The sequence below is a fragment of the Pantoea sp. RIT-PI-b genome, assembly GCF_001187905.1.
Lineage (GTDB): Bacteria > Pseudomonadota > Gammaproteobacteria > Enterobacterales > Enterobacteriaceae > Pantoea > Pantoea nemavictus.
Genome location: NZ_LGIS01000012.1, coordinates 597,088 through 616,072 on the forward strand (window position 1 = coordinate 597,088; position 18,985 = coordinate 616,072).

15 protein-coding genes are annotated in these 18,985 nt (G+C 54.3%); 13 read left to right on the plus strand and 2 right to left on the minus strand.

Translation table 11 applies throughout. The features are described from left to right. From msbA to AC790_RS04470, 6 genes are all read left to right on the plus strand, one after another. Entirely contained in the window at positions 1-1,749 is a 1,749-nt protein-coding gene (gene msbA, locus AC790_RS04445; protein ID WP_007887429.1) for a lipid A ABC transporter ATP-binding protein/permease MsbA, read from the plus strand. Beyond that, positions 1,746-2,747 (plus strand): tetraacyldisaccharide 4'-kinase, encoded by a 1,002-nt coding sequence (gene lpxK, locus AC790_RS04450; protein ID WP_049851019.1) that lies wholly within the window; start codon positions 1,746-1,748, stop codon positions 2,745-2,747. The genes msbA and lpxK overlap by 4 nt, the downstream gene beginning before the upstream one ends. A gap of 22 nt (positions 2,748-2,769) precedes the next feature. Then, positions 2,770-3,987, plus strand: coding sequence for a winged helix-turn-helix domain-containing protein (locus tag AC790_RS04455; RefSeq protein ID WP_049851020.1), 1,218 nt, complete (start codon positions 2,770-2,772; stop codon positions 3,985-3,987). A gap of 90 nt (positions 3,988-4,077) precedes the next feature. Next, positions 4,078-4,260: a Trm112 family protein gene (locus AC790_RS04460; protein ID WP_007887424.1), complete on the plus strand. Its 183-nt coding sequence runs from the start codon at positions 4,078-4,080 to the stop codon at positions 4,258-4,260. Further along, on the plus strand, positions 4,257-5,006 hold the full coding sequence (gene kdsB / locus AC790_RS04465; RefSeq protein ID WP_049851021.1) for a 3-deoxy-manno-octulosonate cytidylyltransferase: 750 nt from the start codon (positions 4,257-4,259) through the stop codon (positions 5,004-5,006). The genes AC790_RS04460 and kdsB overlap by 4 nt, the downstream gene beginning before the upstream one ends. 110 nt (positions 5,007-5,116) lie before the next feature. Continuing rightward, entirely contained in the window at positions 5,117-6,010 is an 894-nt protein-coding gene (locus AC790_RS04470; RefSeq protein WP_049851022.1) for a YcbJ family phosphotransferase, read from the plus strand. On the opposite strand, the gene elyC is transcribed toward AC790_RS04470, so the two are convergent. After that, positions 5,990-6,775 (minus strand): envelope biogenesis factor ElyC, encoded by a 786-nt coding sequence (gene elyC, locus AC790_RS04475; protein ID WP_049851023.1) that lies wholly within the window; start codon positions 6,773-6,775, stop codon positions 5,990-5,992. The genes AC790_RS04470 and elyC overlap by 21 nt on opposite strands. Before the next feature lie 124 nt (positions 6,776-6,899). Between elyC and cmoM the strand changes: the two genes are divergently transcribed. The 7 genes from cmoM to AC790_RS04510 all read left to right on the plus strand — a co-directional run bounded on the left by cmoM (position 6,900) and on the right by AC790_RS04510 (position 17,579). Further along, a complete protein-coding gene (gene cmoM / locus AC790_RS04480) occupies positions 6,900-7,685 on the plus strand; it encodes a tRNA uridine 5-oxyacetic acid(34) methyltransferase CmoM (protein ID WP_007887412.1) in 786 nt (261 codons plus the stop codon). Continuing rightward, positions 7,682-9,004, plus strand: coding sequence for a chromosome partition protein MukF (gene mukF / locus AC790_RS04485; RefSeq protein ID WP_007887410.1), 1,323 nt, complete (start codon positions 7,682-7,684; stop codon positions 9,002-9,004). The genes cmoM and mukF overlap by 4 nt, the downstream gene beginning before the upstream one ends. After that, complete coding sequence (gene mukE, locus AC790_RS04490; RefSeq protein WP_007887407.1) at positions 8,985-9,719, plus strand: chromosome partition protein MukE; 735 nt, start codon at positions 8,985-8,987, stop codon at positions 9,717-9,719. Before mukF ends, mukE begins: the two co-directional genes overlap by 20 nt. Next, positions 9,716-14,185 (plus strand): chromosome partition protein MukB, encoded by a 4,470-nt coding sequence (gene mukB, locus AC790_RS04495; protein WP_049851024.1) that lies wholly within the window; start codon positions 9,716-9,718, stop codon positions 14,183-14,185. The genes mukE and mukB overlap by 4 nt, the downstream gene beginning before the upstream one ends. A 156-nt stretch (positions 14,186-14,341) precedes the next feature. Continuing rightward, entirely contained in the window at positions 14,342-16,171 is a 1,830-nt protein-coding gene (gene ldtD, locus AC790_RS04500) for a L,D-transpeptidase (RefSeq protein WP_049851025.1), read from the plus strand. 187 nt (positions 16,172-16,358) lie between these two features. Next, positions 16,359-16,910 carry a YcbK family protein gene (locus AC790_RS04505; protein WP_007887399.1) on the plus strand — a complete coding sequence of 184 codons (552 nt, stop codon included), beginning with the start codon at positions 16,359-16,361 and terminating at the stop codon, positions 16,908-16,910. Positions 16,911-16,946: 36 nt separating this feature from the next. Then, the gene (locus tag AC790_RS04510; RefSeq protein ID WP_049851026.1) at positions 16,947-17,579 is read left to right on the plus strand and encodes an MBL fold metallo-hydrolase; all 633 of its coding nucleotides are present in this window, start codon (positions 16,947-16,949) and stop codon (positions 17,577-17,579) included. Between the two features lie 144 nt (positions 17,580-17,723). Here the strand turns inward: AC790_RS04510 and AC790_RS04515 are convergent, their stop codons facing one another. Further along, entirely contained in the window at positions 17,724-18,914 is a 1,191-nt protein-coding gene (locus AC790_RS04515; protein ID WP_049851027.1) for an amino acid aminotransferase, read from the minus strand. Between the last annotated feature and the right edge of the window lie 71 nt (positions 18,915-18,985).

The following is an 18,985-nucleotide window of genomic DNA, read 5'->3' on the forward strand; positions in this document are numbered from 1 at the left end:
ATGCATCAAGATAAAGATCTCTCAACGTGGCAGACATTCCGTCGACTCTGGCCGATGATTGCACCCCACAAGGCTGGCCTGTATGTGTCAGCGATAGCGCTGATTATCAATGCGGCAGGCGACACCCTGATGCTCTCTCTGTTGAAACCTTTACTGGATGATGGCTTCGGTAAAGCTGACAGATCCGTAATGCTGTGGATGCCACTGGTCGTTATCGGCCTGATGCTGGTACGCGGCGTGACCAGTTATATTTCCAGTTATTGCATCTCATGGGTTTCCGGCAACGTGGTCATGAACATGCGTCGCCGTTTATTCGGTCATATGATGGGAATGCCAGTCACCTTCTTTGATCAGCAATCTACCGGTACGCTTTTATCACGTATTACCTATGATTCTGAGCAGGTTGCCTCTTCCTCTTCAAGTGCACTGGTTACCGTCGTGCGTGAAGGCGCTTCGATCATTGGCCTGTTTATCATGATGTTCTATTACAGCTGGCAGTTGTCACTGATTCTCATCGTGCTGGCTCCCATCGTTTCTTTTGCAATTCGCACCGTCTCAAAGCGTTTCCGCAGCATCAGTAAAAATATGCAAAACACCATGGGTCAGGTCACCACTAGTGCTGAACAGATGCTGAAAGGGCATAAAGAGGTGCTGATCTTTGGTGGGCAAGATGTAGAAGCGAAGCGTTTTTCTCAGGTCAGCAACAGAATGCGTCAGCAAGGCATGAAGTTGGTGTCGGCTTCCTCCATCTCTGATCCGATTATTCAGCTAATCGCATCGCTGGCACTGGCTTTCGTACTTTATGCCGCCAGCTTCCCAAGCGTAATGGAGACGTTAACTGCCGGTACCATCACTGTCGTGTTCTCTTCCATGATCGCTTTGATGCGTCCACTGAAGTCACTGACCAACGTCAATGCGCAGTTCCAGCGTGGTATGGCTGCTTGTCAGACGCTGTTCTCAATTCTCGACAGCGAGCAGGAAGTTGACAATGGCAAGCGTGAATTGGAACGCGCAAAAGGTGATGTTGAATTCCGCAATGTGACATTTACCTATCCTGGTCGTGATATTCCCGCGCTGCGTGATATCAATCTGTCGCTGCCTGCGGGTAAAACCGTAGCATTGGTAGGACGCTCAGGTTCCGGTAAATCTACAATGGCCAGCTTGTTAACGCGCTTTTATGACATTGATAGCGGTGAGATTCTGCTGGATGGTCATGATTTGCGTGAATACACCCTACGTTCGTTGCGAAATCAGGTGGCATTGGTTTCTCAAAACGTGCACCTTTTCAACGACACCATTGCTAATAACATCGCCTATGCTCGTAACGGCCAATATACGCGTGAGCAAATCGAACAGGCTGCAACCATGGCGCACGCAATGGACTTTATCCAGAAAATGGATAATGGCCTCGATACGATCATTGGTGAGAACGGCGTACTGCTTTCTGGTGGACAGCGTCAACGTATTGCGATTGCGCGTGCGCTTCTGCGTGACTGCCCAATTTTGATTCTTGATGAAGCGACTTCAGCGCTGGATACCGAATCAGAACGTGCCATTCAGGCTGCGCTGGATGAGTTGCAGAAAAACCGCACCTCATTGGTTATTGCGCACCGCCTGTCGACCATTGAAAAGGCCGATGAGATTGTTGTGGTTGAAGATGGGCGCATTGTAGAGCGCGGCACTCACACCGTTCTGCTGGAACAGAAGGGCGCGTATGCGCAACTTCATAAGATGCAGTTTGGTCAATGATTGAACGCATCTGGAGCGGGCGATCGCCGTTATGGCTGCTGCTTTGGCCGCTAAGTTTGCTGTATGGGGCGATCACCTGGCTGATTCGCCTTAGCTTTATACGCGGATGGCGTAAAAGCTGGCGTGCGCCTTGTCCGGTAGTTGTAGTGGGTAACCTTACCGCCGGCGGCAATGGTAAAACGCCAGTTGTGATTTGGCTGGTGCAGGCCCTGCAACAACGCGGATTACGTGTTGGCGTGGTATCGCGTGGTTACGGCGGTAAAGCCGAACGTTATCCCCTGCTCGTCACCGCTGAGACAGCAACGTCGCAAGCAGGCGATGAACCGGTGTTAATCGCACAGCGTACTCAGGTGCCGGTTGCGGTTGCGCCGCAGCGCCGTCTGGCGGTCGAAGGCTTACTTGCTGTGCACGACCTTGATGTGATCATCACTGACGATGGCCTGCAGCATTATGCATTACAGCGCGACCGCGAAATTGTGGTGGTGGATGGCATACGCCGTTTTGGCAATGGCTGGTGGTTACCGGCTGGACCGATGCGCGAGCGCGCTTCCCGTTTGCGTGAGGTCAACGCCGTAATCTTCAATGGTGGTGATACGCAAAGCAACGAAATTGCCATGACATTACAACCCGGGCTGGCTGTTAATCTGATTAGCGGCGCCACCGCCTCGCTGGAACAGCTGCCAGAAATTGTGGCGATGGCTGGTATTGGACATCCACCGCGCTTCTTCAATACCCTTAAACAGCAAGGCGTTAAGCCGGTGGCAGAAATTGCTTTCGCCGATCACCATGCTTATAGCGAAGACGAATTGCGTCGTTTGACTCAGGCAGAACAGTGCTTGCTGATGACGGAAAAAGATGCAGTGAAGTGCCGCAGCTTTGCTCGCCCCAATTGGTGGTATCTGCCAGTCGATGCGCATCTGCAAGGAGCGAGTGTGGCAACCCTGTTAGACGATATCACCCAACTCGGCCTCACCGCACGCGAAGCCCGTTCGCGCTAAACATCTGAAAGGGAATTAAGCCATGAACCTTTCCGCTTCCCTCTCGCTGCAAACTGCTCGTCATCTCCATTTGGCCGCTCAGGGACTGCTGCGTCCTTTGGGCCGCCGCGCGCGCTTTGCCGATATTCACGCGACCGTGCGTCAGATGTCGCTGCTGCAAATTGACACCATTAATGTTGTCGCGCGGAGCCCTTATCTGGTGCTGTTCAGCCGGCTTGGTAACTACCCCGCCAACTGGCTGGAAGAGGCGCTGGCGTCAGGGGCGTTGTTTGAATATTGGGCGCATGAAGCCTGTTTTATTCCCTTCGAAGATTATCCTTTGCTGCGCCATCGTATGCTGCAGCCACAGCGACTTGGCTGGAAATACAGCGCGGATTGGGTGGCAAAGCATCAGCAGGAAATTGCTGAGGTGCTGGAGCACATTGCCGCCAACGGACCAGTTCGTGCTGCCGATTTCAGTAATGACAAACAGACTAAACCTGGCTGGTGGGCATGGAAGCCGCATAAACGTCATCTGGAAAACTTGTTCAGTTCGGGTGAATTGATGGTAGTCGAGCGGCGCAACTTCCAAAGGGTTTATGATCTGCATAGCCGTGTCATGCCAGACTGGATTGACGAACAGCATGCGCTGAGTGAAGCAGAGGCTGTTATGCAAATGTTGAATCACAGTGCACGCAGTCTCGGGATTTTCCGCGGCAGTTGGTTAGCGGATTACTATCGCCTCAAGCATGCACCGCTCAAGTTGTGGCTAGCCGATGCCGCAGCACGCGGCGAGATTGTCCGTGTTGAGGTGGAGCAGCTGGGAGAAATGTGGTTACACCACACATTATTGCCAATGCTGGAAAAGCCGCTTTCTGCTACACATACGGCTCTGCTATCGCCCTTTGATCCTGTGGTTTGGGATCGGCGGCGCGCGCTGGAGCTGTTTAATTTTGATTACCGCATTGAGTGCTATACGCCAGCAGAGAAGCGCAAATATGGTTATTTTGTCCTGCCAGTTTTGCACCGCGGGGCACTAAAAGCGCGTATTGACGCCAAAATGGATCGTCAGGCACAGCAATTAGTGATTCGTACATTCTGGCTGGAACAGGGCACGCGCGTTAGTAATGCTTTTCTCAATGATGTACAAAAAGCCATTAATCGCTTTGCTCATTGGCAAGGTGCCAATGAAGTGATGATCGAAAATGCGCCTGCAGAACTTCTGGCGGCTTGGTCAAATCGCTGGTCGATCAGCGAATAAATCCGCAAAGAGTCTGGCTTTAGTGCGTCATTAACGCGCACGCTATTATGATATGCTAACCGCCTGAAGCGGTCCTGAAAGGAGAAGATTATGGATCACCGTTTACTCGAGATCGTTGCCTGCCCGGTTTGCAACGGAAAACTGTATTTCAACAAAGAGCAGCAAGAGCTGATCTGTAAACCCGACGGCCTGGCCTATCCAGTACGCGATGGTATTCCGGTGTTACTGGAAGTGGAAGCGCGTACGCTGTCTGTTGAAGAGATCCATCCATGAGTTTTGTGGCCATTATTCCTGCGCGTTACGCTTCAACGCGTCTGCCAGGCAAGCCGCTGGTGGATATTCAGGGCAAACCGATGGTGCTGCACGTGATGGAACGCGCGCGCGAATCGGGCGCCGATCGTGTGATTGTCGCCACCGATCATCCGGATGTCGCTGCGGCGGTGACGGCGGCGGGCGGAGAAGTATGCATGACGCGCGTCGATCATCAATCAGGCACTGAACGCCTGGCAGAAGTGATCGAGAAATACCAGTTTGCTGACGATACTATTATCGTCAACGTGCAGGGCGATGAGCCGATGATCCCGGCGGAAATTGTACGCCAGGTGGCGGGTAATCTGGCGCAGTCTGAAGCCGGAATGGCTACGCTGGCGGTGCCAATTACCGATGCTGAAGAGGCCTTTAACCCGAACGCAGTGAAAGTAGTGATGGATGCGAAAGGGTATGCGCTGTACTTTTCACGTGCCACCATTCCCTGGGATCGCGAGCGTTATGCTCGTTCGCGTGAGCAGATCGGCGACACGCTACTGCGCCATATTGGTATCTATGCCTACCGCGCCGGTTTTATCCGTCGCTATATCGCGTGGGAGCCCTGCCCGCTGGAGCACATTGAGCTACTCGAACAGTTACGCGTGCTGTGGTACGGTGAAAAAATTCACGTCGCGGTGGCAAAAACTATCCCAAGTGTTGGAGTAGATACGCCGGAAGACCTTGAGCGCGTTCGTCTCGCTATGCAGGGTTAATCTCCGACCGGCCAGCGGCTCTCGCTGGCCTAAAAGTTTGATCTGGCGCTAAGTTTCGCGTCGCCATCACCTCCAGCATATTCTAGCCCTTTGACATCGGAGGATATCGCATGGAACAGCTCCGTTCAGAACTTGCCTTGGTGCTGGGTGAAAGCATCAGCCGTCTCGAAACCATCAGCGAGCAGGCGCAAACGCGGCTGTACGCACTCTATGATGACGCCGGTAAACCGATGCCGCTGGTAGCGAAGTATTTTCGCCATCAGGGACGTGCTGCGCTGGAAGCCAAAAAACTCACCATGCTCGGTCACGATGGTTTGATCGCCGTGCCAGCGGTATTTGGCTTGGTGCTAAGTCAGCAGAAGCCCGCGCATGAGATGTTGCTGATGGCGCGTTTTAATGGCGTGTCGGCAGAAGCTCCAACGCGCAATGCTGCGCGCTGGGAACAACTGTGCGAACAGATTGTGGAAGGTGTGTTGGCCTGGCATCGCATCGACAGTCAGGGCTTAGTCGGCAGCGTAGACAGCGTGCAGGAAAACAACTGGCCAGCGTGGTATCGCCAACGGGTTGATGTGTTGTGGTCGACGTTGGGTTATCTGTCGCCACCGTTTTTCACCATGGAAGATCGTCAAATATTGTTCCGCAGTCGCCAGCTGCTTCCACGTTTTTTCAACGGTTTTAACGATGCCTGCGTGTTGATGCACGGTAATTTACGTTTGGCCAGCGTGTTAAAAGATGCGCACAGCGACCAACTGATTGCGATGATGCAGCCGGGAAATATCCTTTGGGCGCCGCGGGAATACGATCTGATGCGGCTGGCAGATAGCGGGGCAGAAGCTTCGCTGCTGCAACACTATTTGCAGCGTGCGCCTGTGGCGGAGGGTTTTCTTTGGCGACGCTGGTTGTATCAGCTGTGGGACTGCGTCGATACGCTGGTCAGCAGCGGACAGTTTGATCGTCCGCGCTTTGATCATGCCCGCGCGCAATTACTCCCCTGGCTGGGTTGAGGTAAGTTCGTCACCGCGCAGCTGCTGCCAGATCTGTCCCAGCGATTCATAAACGGCACGTTCACTGTGGGCGAGCCAAACTGGCGATGGAATAACGCGTTCCCACCCGTTTAACGGCGATGTTACTGCCAGCTGATTTGCCGGTGCTGCCAGCGGATTCATGCCTGCGCGCTGGAAAAAGTGCATCGCACGCGGCAAATGGTTAGCAGATGTCACCAGCAAAAACGGATGTTCACCAATCGCCTGTTTTACCGCCCGCGCTTCGCCAAGCGTATCTCGTGGTTGATCCAGCTGAATAATCGCTTCACGAGGAACGCCAAGGCTCTCTGCTACCTCGGCAGCCACGCTGGCACTGCTGCGTGGATTTTTGCCCGCTGCTGCGCCAGTAAAGATCATTTTCGCCTGCGGATAGCGCTTCCATTGCCGAACACCTTCCGTCACTCGCGGCAAGCTGTTGTTAATAAGATTGGAACTCGGCGCCCAATTCGGATTGAAGGTGTAGCCGCCGCCGAGCACCACGATATAATCGACCGGCTCGTTACCGTTCCAGGTGGGATAGTGGTTTTCCAATGGTAACAACAGGCGATCGGCGATCGGCTGCAAACTTAGCAGTAGCAGTAACAACCAGCTACAAGAGATGATGATTTTGCCGCATTTTTGCCAGCGACTGAACCAGAGCAGCAAAAGTCCCGCTGCCATGAGCAATAACAGCAGTGGCAAGGGTAGCAACATCCCGCCGACGACTTTTTTAACAGTGAAAAACATCGAAAATTGCTCCTTTTGTCCGAAAAAACAGCAGCCAGACAGTTACGGTGGCATGAAAGGTTCATTCTTGTTGAGCCTGTGACAAAATAGCACAAGTTGAATGCAGCAAAGCGGAGCCATCATCATGCAGGATCGTAACTTTGACGATCTGGCGGACAAATTCTCACAGAACATTTATGGCACGCGCAAAGGCCAGGTGCGCCAGGCGATCGTCTGGGATGAACTGGAAGCACTGTTACCCACGCTGCCCGCTGGACCGCTCGCGGTGCTGGATGCCGGTGGCGGCGTGGGACAAATCTCAAGCGGCCTGGCTGCACGTGGTCATCAGGTGCTGCTGTGCGATCTCTCTGGCGAGATGCTGAAGTTGGCCGAAGCACATGCGCACAACGCGGGTGTGAGCCACAACATGCAATTCAAACAAATTAGCGCCCAGCAGGTGGGCGAACATTTGGATACGCAGGTTGATCTGGTATTGTTTCACGCGGTGTTGGAATGGGTCGCACAGCCGGAAGAGGTGCTGCAAGCGTTGTGGCACACGTTGAAGCCTGGCGGCGTGCTGTCGCTGATGTTCTACAACGCGCATGGCTTAACTTTCCGCACCCTAACGCTCGGTAATTTCGGCTATATGCGCGCCAATATGAGCAAACGCAAAAAGCGCACGCTGTCGCCGGATTTCCCTCGCGATCCCGATGATGTGACGCGTTGGCTGACAAACTGCGGATTTGAAATTGAACGGCGTGCGGGCATTCGCGTCTTCTGTGATTATATGAAGCCGCAACCCGGCGCAGGGAAGAGCGTTGAGGAAATCATTGAGATGGAACGGCGTTTCTGTCGCCAGGAGCCCTTTTTGAGTTTAGGGCGCTATATCCACGTGACCGCGCGCAAACCCAGTCAGAAGGATCAATTATGAGCGAATTTTCCCAGACGGTCCCCGAATTGGTGGCATGGGCGCGCAAGAACGACTTTTCGCTTGCGTTGCCGGTAGAACGTCTGGCCTTTTTGCTGGCTATCGCCACCTTAAACGGTGAGCGCATGGACGGCGAGATGAGCGAAGGCGAGCTGATTGACGCGTTTCGTCACGTTAGCAAGGCTTTCGAACAAACCCACGAAACCGTGCAGGTGCGTGCCAATAACGCCATTAATGACATGGTGCGCCAGCGCTTGCTCAACCGCTTTACCAGTGAGCTGACGGAAGGCCACGCCATCTATCGTCTGACGCCGCTCGCCATCGGCATTACCGACTACTACATTCGCCAGCGTGAATTCTCCACGTTGCGTCTCTCGATGCAGCTGTCGATTGTGGCGCAGGAACTTAAACGCGCGGCGGATGCGGCCGAAGAAGATGGTGACGAATTCCACTGGCATCGCAACGTCTTTGCGCCGCTGAAATATTCGGTGGCGGAAATTTTTGATAGCATCGACATGACGCAACGTCTGATGGATGAGCAGCAACAGGCGGTGAAAACCGATATTGCCGATCTGCTTAACAAAGATTGGCGTGCGGCGATCTCCAGCTGTGAAATGTTGTTGTCAGAAACCTCCGGTACCCTACGTGAGCTGCAGGATACGCTAGAGGCGGCGGGCGATAAGCTGCAGGCCAACCTGCTGCGTATCCAGGACGCCACGCTGAGCAGCCCGGATCTCGGCTTTGTCGATAAGCTGGTGTTTGATCTGCAAAACAAGCTGGATCGCATCATCAGCTGGGGCCAGCAGGCTATCGATTTGTGGATCGGCTATGACCGCCACGTACATAAGTTTATTCGTACCGCCATCGACATGGATAAGAACCGCGTTTTTGCGCAGCGTTTACGCCTGTCGGTGCAGAACTATTTCGACCAGCCGTGGGCGCTAACCTACGCCAATGCCGATCGTCTTTATGATATGCGCGATGAAGAGATGACGCTGCGCAATGACGAAGTGATGGGCGAGCTGCCGCCGGAAATGGAATATGAAGAGTTTAATGAGATTCGCGAACAGCTGGCCGCGATGATCGAAGAGGCGCTGCAGATCTACAAGCAGGAGCAGAAACCGCTCCATCTGGCGACGGTTATGCGCGACTACCTGTCGCAGTATCCGCGCGCGCGCCACTTTGATTTGGCACGTATCGTCATCGACCAGGCGGTACGACTCGGCGTGGCCGAAGCTGATTTAGCCGGCCTGCCTGCGCAATGGCAGGCCATTAATGATTACGGAGCCAAGGTGCAGGCACATGTCATCGACAAATATTGAACAAGTGATGCCAGTCAAACTGGCATTGGCTCTGGCAAATCCGATTTTCCCGGCGCTCGATAGCCAGTTACGCGCGGGTCGCCACATTGGCATTGAAGAGCTGGATAATCACGCCTTCCTGATGGATTACCAGGAATACCTCGAAGAGTTTTACGCGCGCTACAACGTTGAACTGATCCGCGCGCCGGAAGGCTTTTTCTATCTGCGTCCGCGTTCTACCACATTGATTCCGCGCTCGGTACTGTCCGAGCTGGATATGATGGTGGGCAAAATTCTTTGTTACCTCTATCTCAGTCCGGAACGTCTGGCCAATGAGGGAATTTTTACCCACCAGGAGCTGTACGACGAGCTGCTGTCGCTGGCCGATGAGAGCAAACTGCTGAAGCTGGTGAACCAGCGTTCCACCGGTTCCGATCTCGATCGCGCTAAGCTGCAGGAAAAAATGCGCGCCTCGCTGAGCCGTCTGCGCCGTCTTGGCATGGTGTGGTTTATGGGCAATGACAGCAGCAAATTCCGCATCACCGAATCGGTGTTCCGCTTTGGTGCTGACGTGCGCAGCGGTGACGATGCGCGTGAAGCGCAGCTGCGTCTGATTCGTGACGGTGAAGCGATGACGCTGGAAAGCGCGCCGGCTGCGACAGAGAACGATGAAGCAGATAATGATATTGACGCTGAAAGCGACGCGAGTGATAACGCGGAGGATGAGCAAGCATGATTGAACGCGGTAAATTTCGTTCGCTAACGCTGATCAACTGGAACGGCTTCTTTGCCCGTACTTTTGATCTCGATGAGCTGGTGACCACGCTATCGGGCGGTAACGGTGCCGGTAAATCTACCACCATGGCGGCCTTCGTCACGGCGATGATCCCTGATCTAACGCTGTTGCACTTCCGAAACACCACCGAAGCGGGGGCGACATCGGGTTCGCGCGATAAAGGGCTGCACGGCAAACTGCGCGCTGGCGTCTGTTATTCGGTGCTGGATGTGGTCAACTCACGCCATCAACGTGTGGTGGTTGGGGTGCGTCTGCAGCAGGTGGCCGGGCGCGATAAAAAGGTCGATATCAAGCCATTCAGTATTCACGGTTTACCGACGGATTCGCAGCCAACCGACATGCTGACTGAAATCCTCAACAACCGCCAGGCGCGCGTCTTACCGCTGACGGAAGTGAAGGAGCGCGTTGAAGCGCAGGAAGGCGTGCAGTTCCGCCAGTACAACTCAGTAACGGACTATCATGCGGTGCTGTTCGAGCTCGGCGTAGTGCCGCGTCGTCTGCGTAATGCCAGCGATCGCAGTAAGTTCTATCGCCTGATTGAAGCTTCCTTGTATGGCGGTATCTCTAGCGCCATTACCCGCTCGCTGCGCGACTACCTGCTGCCGGAAAACGGCGGCGTGCGTAAGGCTTTCCAGGATATGGAAGCCGCGCTGCGTGAAAACCGCATGACGCTGGAAGCGATTCGCGTCACCCAGTCCGATCGCGACCTGTTTAAGCATCTGATCTCTGAAGCCACCAGCTATGTTTCTGCCGACTACATGCGCCACGCCAACGAGCGTCGTATTCACCTCGACGGTGCGCTCCAACTGCGTAATGAGTTGTTCACCAGTCGCAATCAGCTGATTTCCGAGCAGTATCGTCACATTGAGATGGCGCGTGAGTTGTCTGAGCACAACGCTGCCGAGAACGACCTGGAAACCGATTATCAGGGTGCCAGCGATCACCTCAATCTGGTGCAAACCGCGATGCGTCAGCAGGAGAAAATCGAGCGATACGATGCCGATTTGGAAGAGTTGACCTATCGTCTGGAAGAGCAGAACGAAGTGGTTGCTGAAGCGCGTGACGTGCAGGAAGAGAATGAAGCGCGCGCCGAAGCGGCTGAAATCGAAGTGGATGAGCTGAAAAGCCAGCTTGCTGATTTTCAGCAGGCACTTGATGTGCAACAGACGCGGGCGATTCAGTATCAGCAGGCATTGCAGGCGTTGGAAAAAGCGCGTACGCAGTGTCAGCTGCCCGATTTGAGTATCGATAATGCTGCCGAATGGCAGGAAACCTTCCAGGCGCGGGAAGAAGAAGCCACCGAGCGATTACTGCGTCTGGAGCAGAAGCTGAGCGTCGCCGAAGCGGCACACAGCCAGTTCGAGCAGGCGTTAAGCCTGGTCACCAGCATTGCCGGTGATGACGTCGGCCGTCAGGATGCCTGGCAAGTGGGGCGCGAATTACTGCGCGATGCGGCTAATCAGCGTCATCATGCCGATCAGCTGTCATCGCTGCGTTTGCGTCTCAACGAGCTGGAAACCCGTCTGCGTGAGCAGCATGATGCCGAGCGCCTGCTGGCGGACTTCTGTAAACGTCAGGGCCAGCAATACGATGCGGATGCACTGGACGGTTTGCAGCGTGAACTCGAAGCGCAAATCGAGCAGCTTAATGAAAGCGTCTCGGATGCGGGTGAACGCCGCATGCTGATGCGTCAGGAGCTGGAGCAGCTGCGTGAGCGTATTACCGCATTGACCGCGCGCGCGCCACATTGGCTGGCAGCGCAGGAGATCCTCACCCAACTCAGCGAGCAAACCGGCCAGGAGCTGACCAGCAGCCAGCAAATCACCGAGTTTATGCAGCAACTGCTGGAGCGCGAGCGCGAAACCACCGTTGAGCGCGATGAGCTGGCGGCGCGTAAGCGTGAAGTCGAACAGCAAATTGAACGACTGAGCCAGCCGGGCGGAGCGGAAGATGCGCGCCTGACGCAGCTGGCGGAACGCTTTGGCGGCGTGCTGCTGTCTGAAATTTACGACGATGTCACGCTGGATGACGCGCCGTACTTCTCGGCGTTGTATGGTCCATCGCGTCACGCCATCGTGGTGCCAGATTTGTCGCTGGTGCGCGAACTGCTCGACGGTTTAGATGAGTGCCCGGAAGATCTCTACCTGATTGAGGGCGATCCGCAAGCGTTTGACGATAGCGTCTTTAGCGTCGAAGAGCTGGAAAAAGCGGTGGTGGTGAAAGTGGCTGAGCGTCAGTGGCGCTACTCACGCTTCCCGAAAGTGCCGCTATTTGGTCGTGCGGCGCGTGAAAATCAGCTTGAGCTGCTCAACAACGAACGTGAACAGCTGGCTGAGCGTTACGCCACGCTGTCGTTTGATGTGCAGAAAACCCAACGTCTGCATCAATCCTTCAGCCGCTTTATCGGTAGCCACTTAGCGGTGGCGTTTGATGAAGATCCGGAAGCACTGATTCGCCAGCTCAACAGCCGCCGTGGCGAACTGGAGCGTGCGTTGGCGCAGCATGAAAACGACAATCAACAGCAGCGCGCACAGTTTGAGCAGGCTAAAGAGGGCGTGAGCCAGCTGAACCGCCTATTACCGCGCGTTAATCTGCTGCTCGATGATACGCTCGGCGATCGTTGTGAAGAGATTCGCGAGCGCGTGGAAGAGGCGCAGGAAGCCGCGCGTTTCCTGCATCAGCACGGCAGCAAACTCAGCAAACTGGAGCCGTTGATTGCGGTACTGCAAAGCGATCCGCAGCAGCACGATCAGTTGCAGCGCGATTATCAGCAGGCACAGCAACAGCAGCGCGATGCACGTCAGCAGGCCTTTGCCCTGACCGAAGTGGTGCAGCGCCGTGCGCATTTCAACTATGAAAGCTCGGCTGGCATGTTGGGCGGCAACACCGATCTCAATGAACAACTGCGCCAGCGTCTCGAGCAGGCAGAAGGCGAGCGCAGCCGCGCGCGCGAACGTCTGCGCGGGCATCAGGCGCAGCTGACGCAGTATTCACAGGTGCTGGCGTCGCTAAAAAGTTCTTACGATGCTAAGCGCGACATGCTGAAAGAGCTGCAGCAAGAGATGCAGGATATCGGCGTGCAGGCGGATGCCAGCGCGGAAGAGCGGGCGCGCATTCGTCGTGATGAGTTGTACAGCGCGCTTAGCCATAACCGTGCGCGTCGCAATCAGCTGGAAAAACAGATCACCTTCTGTGAAGCCGAGATGGACAGCCTGCAGAAGAAACTGCGCAAGCTGGAGCGCGATTATCACCAGATTCGTGAGCAGGTGGTTACTGCCAAAGCGGGCTGGTGCACGGTGTTGCGTCTGGTTAAAGAGAACGGCGTTGAGCGTCGTTTGCATCGTCGCGAACTGGCGTATCTCAGCGGCGATGAGCTGCGATCCATGTCGGATAAGGCGCTGGGTGCGCTGCGTCTGGCGGTGGCGGATAACGAACATCTGCGCGATGTGCTGCGCATGTCTGAAGATCCGAAACGTCCGGAACGCAAGATTCAGTTCTTTATCGCGGTGTACCAGCATCTGCGTGAACGTATTCGTCAGGACATCATTCGTACCGACGATCCGGTCGAAGCTATCGAACAGATGGAAATCGAACTGAATCGTCTGACTGAAGAGCTGACCGCGCGCGAGCAAACGCTAGCCATCAGTTCACGCAGTGCGGCGAACATTATTCGCAAAACGATCCAGCGCGAGCAGAACCGTATCCGCCAACTGAATCAGGGCTTGCAGGCCGTAAGCTTTGGTCAGGTGCGCAGCGTTCGCCTGAACGTTAACGTACGTGAAGCGCACTCAACGCTGCTGGATACGCTGTCAGAAGAGCATGAGCAGCATCAGGATCTGTTCACCAGTAATCGCCTGACCTTCTCAGAAGCGCTGGCGAAACTTTATCAGCGCCTGAATCCGCAGATCGATATGGGCCAGCGCACGCCGCAAACCATTGGTGAAGAGCTACTCGACTATCGCAACTATCTCGAGATGGAAGTGGAGGTTAACCGTGGTTCTGATGGCTGGCTGCGTGCGGAAAGTGGCGCACTTTCTACCGGTGAAGCGATTGGTACCGGGATGTCGATTCTGGTGATGGTGGTCCAGAGCTGGGAAGAGGAGTCGCGTCGTCTGCGTGGCAAAGATATTTCGCCGTGCCGTCTGCTGTTCCTTGATGAAGCGGCGCGTCTGGATGCACGTTCAATCGCTACGCTGTTTGAGCTGTGCGAACGTCTGGAGATGCAGCTGGTTATTGCAGCACCGGAAAACATCAGCCCGGAAAAAGGGACCACCTACAAGCTGGTGCGTAAGGTGTTTAACAACACTGAGCACGTGCATGTCGTTGGTCTGCGCGGTTTTTCAGCGGACCCATCGCCGGTGAAAAATGAAAATTCCAGGCTCGGTCTGGAAACGGAAAATAGCTAACGCTGAATCTGGTTAAAAAACAGCACTGCGTTTAATCTATAAGCGGCATTTGCACTGAGAGGCAGATGCCGTTTTTTATTCGTATACTCAACATTAAGAGTATGGCTGTACATGGCGATCACAGGGCGCTGTGTCATTAGTGAGAAGGGGGCAGGGATGTTGCTAAACAATAAGAGCAAAATGAGTCGTGCTGCAGTAGCACTCGGTTTGTCATTGGTATTATCGCCGTTGACGGTAAGCTATGCGGCCATCACCTCCACGCTACCCCACTCTACGCACAGTACAATGTCAGTTGCTGCCAGCCAGCAACAAATTCAGCAGGCCTTTAGCGCCACTGAGCAACCTTTCTACTTGCCGGGCTTAGCCGGCATTTACGCATCGCGTGATATGGCACCGCTTTGGCAAGACCCGCAAGCGGTGCAGGCGTTTCAGCAACAGCTGGCGGAAGTGGCGCTCTCCGGCGTGCAGCCACAATTTACCCGCTGGGTGGAGCGGCTGACCAACCCTAATATCAAAGGGCTGGCGCGCGATATCGTGCTGAGTGATGCCATGCTAGGCTATCTGCAATTCGTTGCCAACGTGCCGACGCAAGGCGAAACCTGGCTCTACAGCAATGTGCCGTATAAGCTGACCATGCCAGCGCTAGCGGCGATCAATCAATGGCAGAATGCGGTTAACGCCGGTGGTAGCCGCACGTTCGTGTTGTCATTGCAACCACAGCATCCGCAATACCTGCCGATGCATAACGCACTGAAAGCCCTGCTGACTGATAATAATCCATGGCCGCAACTGCGCGACAGCAGCACCCTGCGCCCGGGCCAGATCAGTAATGATGTGCCGGCGCTGCGTGAGATTCTGCAACGTACAGGCATGCTGACCGCTAGCCACAGTAGCACGCCAACACCTGCAGAAGATGCAGTACCCACAGCGCCGGTTCCCGTAAGCCAGAGCAATCAACCGGTGGCAGTGAGTCCGTCCGCTGCAAACTTTGATGATATTGATGCAGCGCCTGCTCTCGCTGCTTCTCCTGACGTGGCCAATAATAATGTGGCTGCTACTCCGACGGCATCCGGTCCCAATGTCTATGACACTGCGCTGGTCGAGGGGGTCAAGCGCTTCCAGCATTGGCAGGGATTAGCAGATGACGGCGCGATTGGTCCGCGTACGCGTCAATGGTTGAATGTGCCGCCGCAGCTGCGTGCCTCGCTGCTGGCACTGAATATCCAGCGTCTGCGCCTGCTGCCGGATGATATGCATAACGGCATCATGGTGAATATCCCGAACTATTCACTGACCTACTACAACAACGGTGCCACCATTCTGTCATCCCGGGTGATTGTGGGACGTCCTGACCGCAAAACGCCATTGATGCGCAGCGCACTGAATAATGTGGTGCTGAATCCACCGTGGAACGTTCCGACTACTCTGGTACGCCAGGATATTGTGCCAAAAGTGAAGCAGGACCCGACTTACCTGTATAAGCATGGCTACACGCTGCTGTCTGGCTGGAGCGCTGATGCCGAAGTGATTGATCCGTCGATGATTGACTGGCATATGGTGTCGGCAGCGAGTTTCCCATATCGCATTCGCCAAGCGCCAGGCGCGACCAACTCACTTGGGCGTTACAAGTTCAACATGCCAAGTTCGGATGCCATTTATCTGCACGATACGCCCAACCACACGCTGTTCCAGCGTGATATTCGGGCGCTTAGCTCGGGCTGCGTGCGCGTGAATAAAGCGTCAGAGCTGGCCGATCTCTTGCTGCAGGATGTGGGCTGGAACGACGGACGTATTTCGGACACATTGAAAGAGGGCAACACGCGTTATGTGTCGATTCGCCATCGGATTCCGGTCAACCTCTATTATTTAACCGCCTGGGTCGCCGATGATGGGCAACCACAGTATCGTACAGATATTTACAATTATGATAATCCCGCGCGTTCCGGCAGTCAGGTATTGCATAAAGCAGGACAATTACTGCTTTAGTCATTGATTTGACGCTCCTCCTTTTACATTTCATTAACCAAGACCAGTCGCGAAAATTTGATTTTGCGCTGGTTTTGGCCGTCTGCGCCATATTCTGGGTTGACTGAGCTTTTGCCTGCGGTTAATGTTCGGCCTTGTGTACTTTTCGCACATATTTTATCCGCTTTAGATTAGGTAACCCCGTTTCATGGCTAATTTTGATTCTCAACGTCGTCGATTACTCTTGATTGGAGGCGCAGCAGCAGGTTTGGCGATGCTTCCAGGCTCCGCTCTGGCTTCGCTTTCCACTGCCCGCCCACGAGTATTGACGCTTAGTAACCTTCATACCGGTGAAACCCTCAAAACAGAGTTTTTTAACGGTAAGCGTTATGACAAGGATGAGTTAGCACGTTTAAACCACTTCTTCCGTGATTTCCGCGCCAATCAGGTGAAGAATATCGATCCCCATCTTTTTGATCAGCTTTATCGTTTGCAGACATTGCTGGATACGCGTAAACCGGTGCAGCTGATCTCGGGTTACCGTTCTCTGGCAACCAACAATATGTTGCGTGAGTCCGGTCCGGGCGTGGCGAAAAAAAGCTATCACACTAAAGGACAAGCGATGGATTTCCATATTGAGGGAATTTCGTTGAGCAATGTTCGCAAAGCGGCGTTATCTATGCGCGCCGGTGGTGTAGGATATTACCCGCGCAGCAACTTCGTACACATTGATACCGGGCCTGCAAGGCACTGGTCCTGATACCGGCAGCGCTGCGTGTGTCGGTCATGGAGCGCTATGAATTACCAAATTATTCCGGTTACGGCCTTTTCCCAGAACTGTTCAGTTATCTGGGATGATGAAACGCAACAAGCCGCACTGGTCGATCCCGGCGGTGATGCGGAAACTATCAAAGCAATATTGGCTGAACGTGGTTTAACGCCGTCGCAAATATTGCTCACTCATGGTCATCTCGATCATGTTGGGGCCGCTGCAGAATTGGCTGCACACTATCAGGTCCCGATCGTCGGTCCCCATCCGCTTGATGCTTTCTGGTTGGATAATCTGCCGACTCAGAGCCGTATGTTTGGCTTACCGGAATGCGCACCGCTGACGCCGGATCGCTGGCTGGAAGAGGGCGAAACCGTGCAGGTTGGCAATGTCGTACTGGAAGTGCTGCTTTGCCCCGGCCATACGCCAGGCCATATTGTGTTCTTCGACCGTGCGGGACGTCTGCTGATTTCGGGGGATGTGATATTTAACGGGGGCGTTGGACGCACCGATTTCCCGCAGGGCAGCCACAGCGACTTGATTAATGCGATTAAAACCAAGCTGCTGCCATTAGGCGATGATGTGACTTTCGTGCCGGGTCATGGACCTGTCTCGACGTTGGGGCGCGAGCGCGTTAGCAATCCTTTCCTGCAAGAATAGAAAATGGGCCATTCCGGCCCATTTTTTTACCCGTTTCATGTTGCAGGCGCGTTAGCTGCTCTCGTTCGCCTAATCGCTTACTAATGTAAGCTCATCGGGACTCTCTCGTTTGCCGCCTGCCTGCATCATGAATTATTTAACGGATTATAAAACCGCGACTATCGCCTCGCACAGCGCCGACATATTGTCTGGCGTCATACCAGCCACGTTAACGCGACCAGAATTCACCGCATATACACCGAACTCCTCACGCAGACGCACCACCTGATCTTTAGTCAGCCCGCTGAATGAGAACATGCCGTTCTGCTTAATGATAAAGCTAAAGTCTTGGTTAGCCCCTTTCTCCGCCAGGGTATTCACAAACAGCTGACGCATGCGCTGGATGCGCTGACGCATATCGGTCAGTTCCTGAATCCAGATAGTACGCAGCGCATCATTGCTGAGAATGGTGGCGACTACCGCAGCACCGTGTGAAGGTGGATTCGAATAGTTGGCGCGAATGGTGTATTTAACCTGACTGAACGCGGTTTTCGCCACGTCGCTACTCGCTGCAACCAGCGTCAGGGCGCCGACGCGCTCGTTATACAAGCCGAAGTTCTTAGAGTAAGAGCTGGCAACAATCAGTTCCTGATGTGACGCTGCAAAAATACGCAGGCCTTCAGCGTCTTCATCCAGACCGCGAGCAAAGCCCTGGTAGGCGAAATCGAACAGTGGCAGCCACCCTTTTTCTTGCGACAGCTTCGCCAGTTGTTGCCACTGATCGGCTGTTGGATCGACGCCGGTTGGATTATGGCAGCAGCCATGGAATAACACTACATCGCCCGCTTTGGCTTCCTGCAGTGATGCCACCATGCCGTCAAAATCGAGGCTGTGACTTGCTGCGTCATAATAGTGGTAATCACATACTTCGAGGCCCGCGGCGTTGAACACATTATTATGGTTCGGCCAGGTTGGATTACTCACCCAAACGCGCTTCACGTCAGTTTGATTTGCCAGGAAATCTGCCGCTACGCGCAGGGCGCCGGTGCCGCCGGGCGTCTGTGCTGTGCAGGCGCGGCCCGCTGAGATTAATGGGCTCTCTTTTCCGAATAGCAATTCCTGCGTACAACGCGCGAAATCCGCCAGACCATCAATGCTCAGATAGTTTTTGGTGGTTTCGTTTTCCAGCAGATACTGCTCAGCTTTTTTAACACTGGTGAGTACCGGCGTTTTACCGGTTTCATCTTTATACACACCAATGCCAAGATTGATTTTAGTCGGGCGGTCATCGGCGCGAAAAAGGTCAGCCAGTCCCAGAATAGGATCGGCGGGTGCGGCAGAGATCGATTCAAACATGAGTCAGTTCCGTTTGGGTGAACTTTAGCGAAATGAGCTATCAGGTTAGCGTTAGACGGCACGCTTGCCAA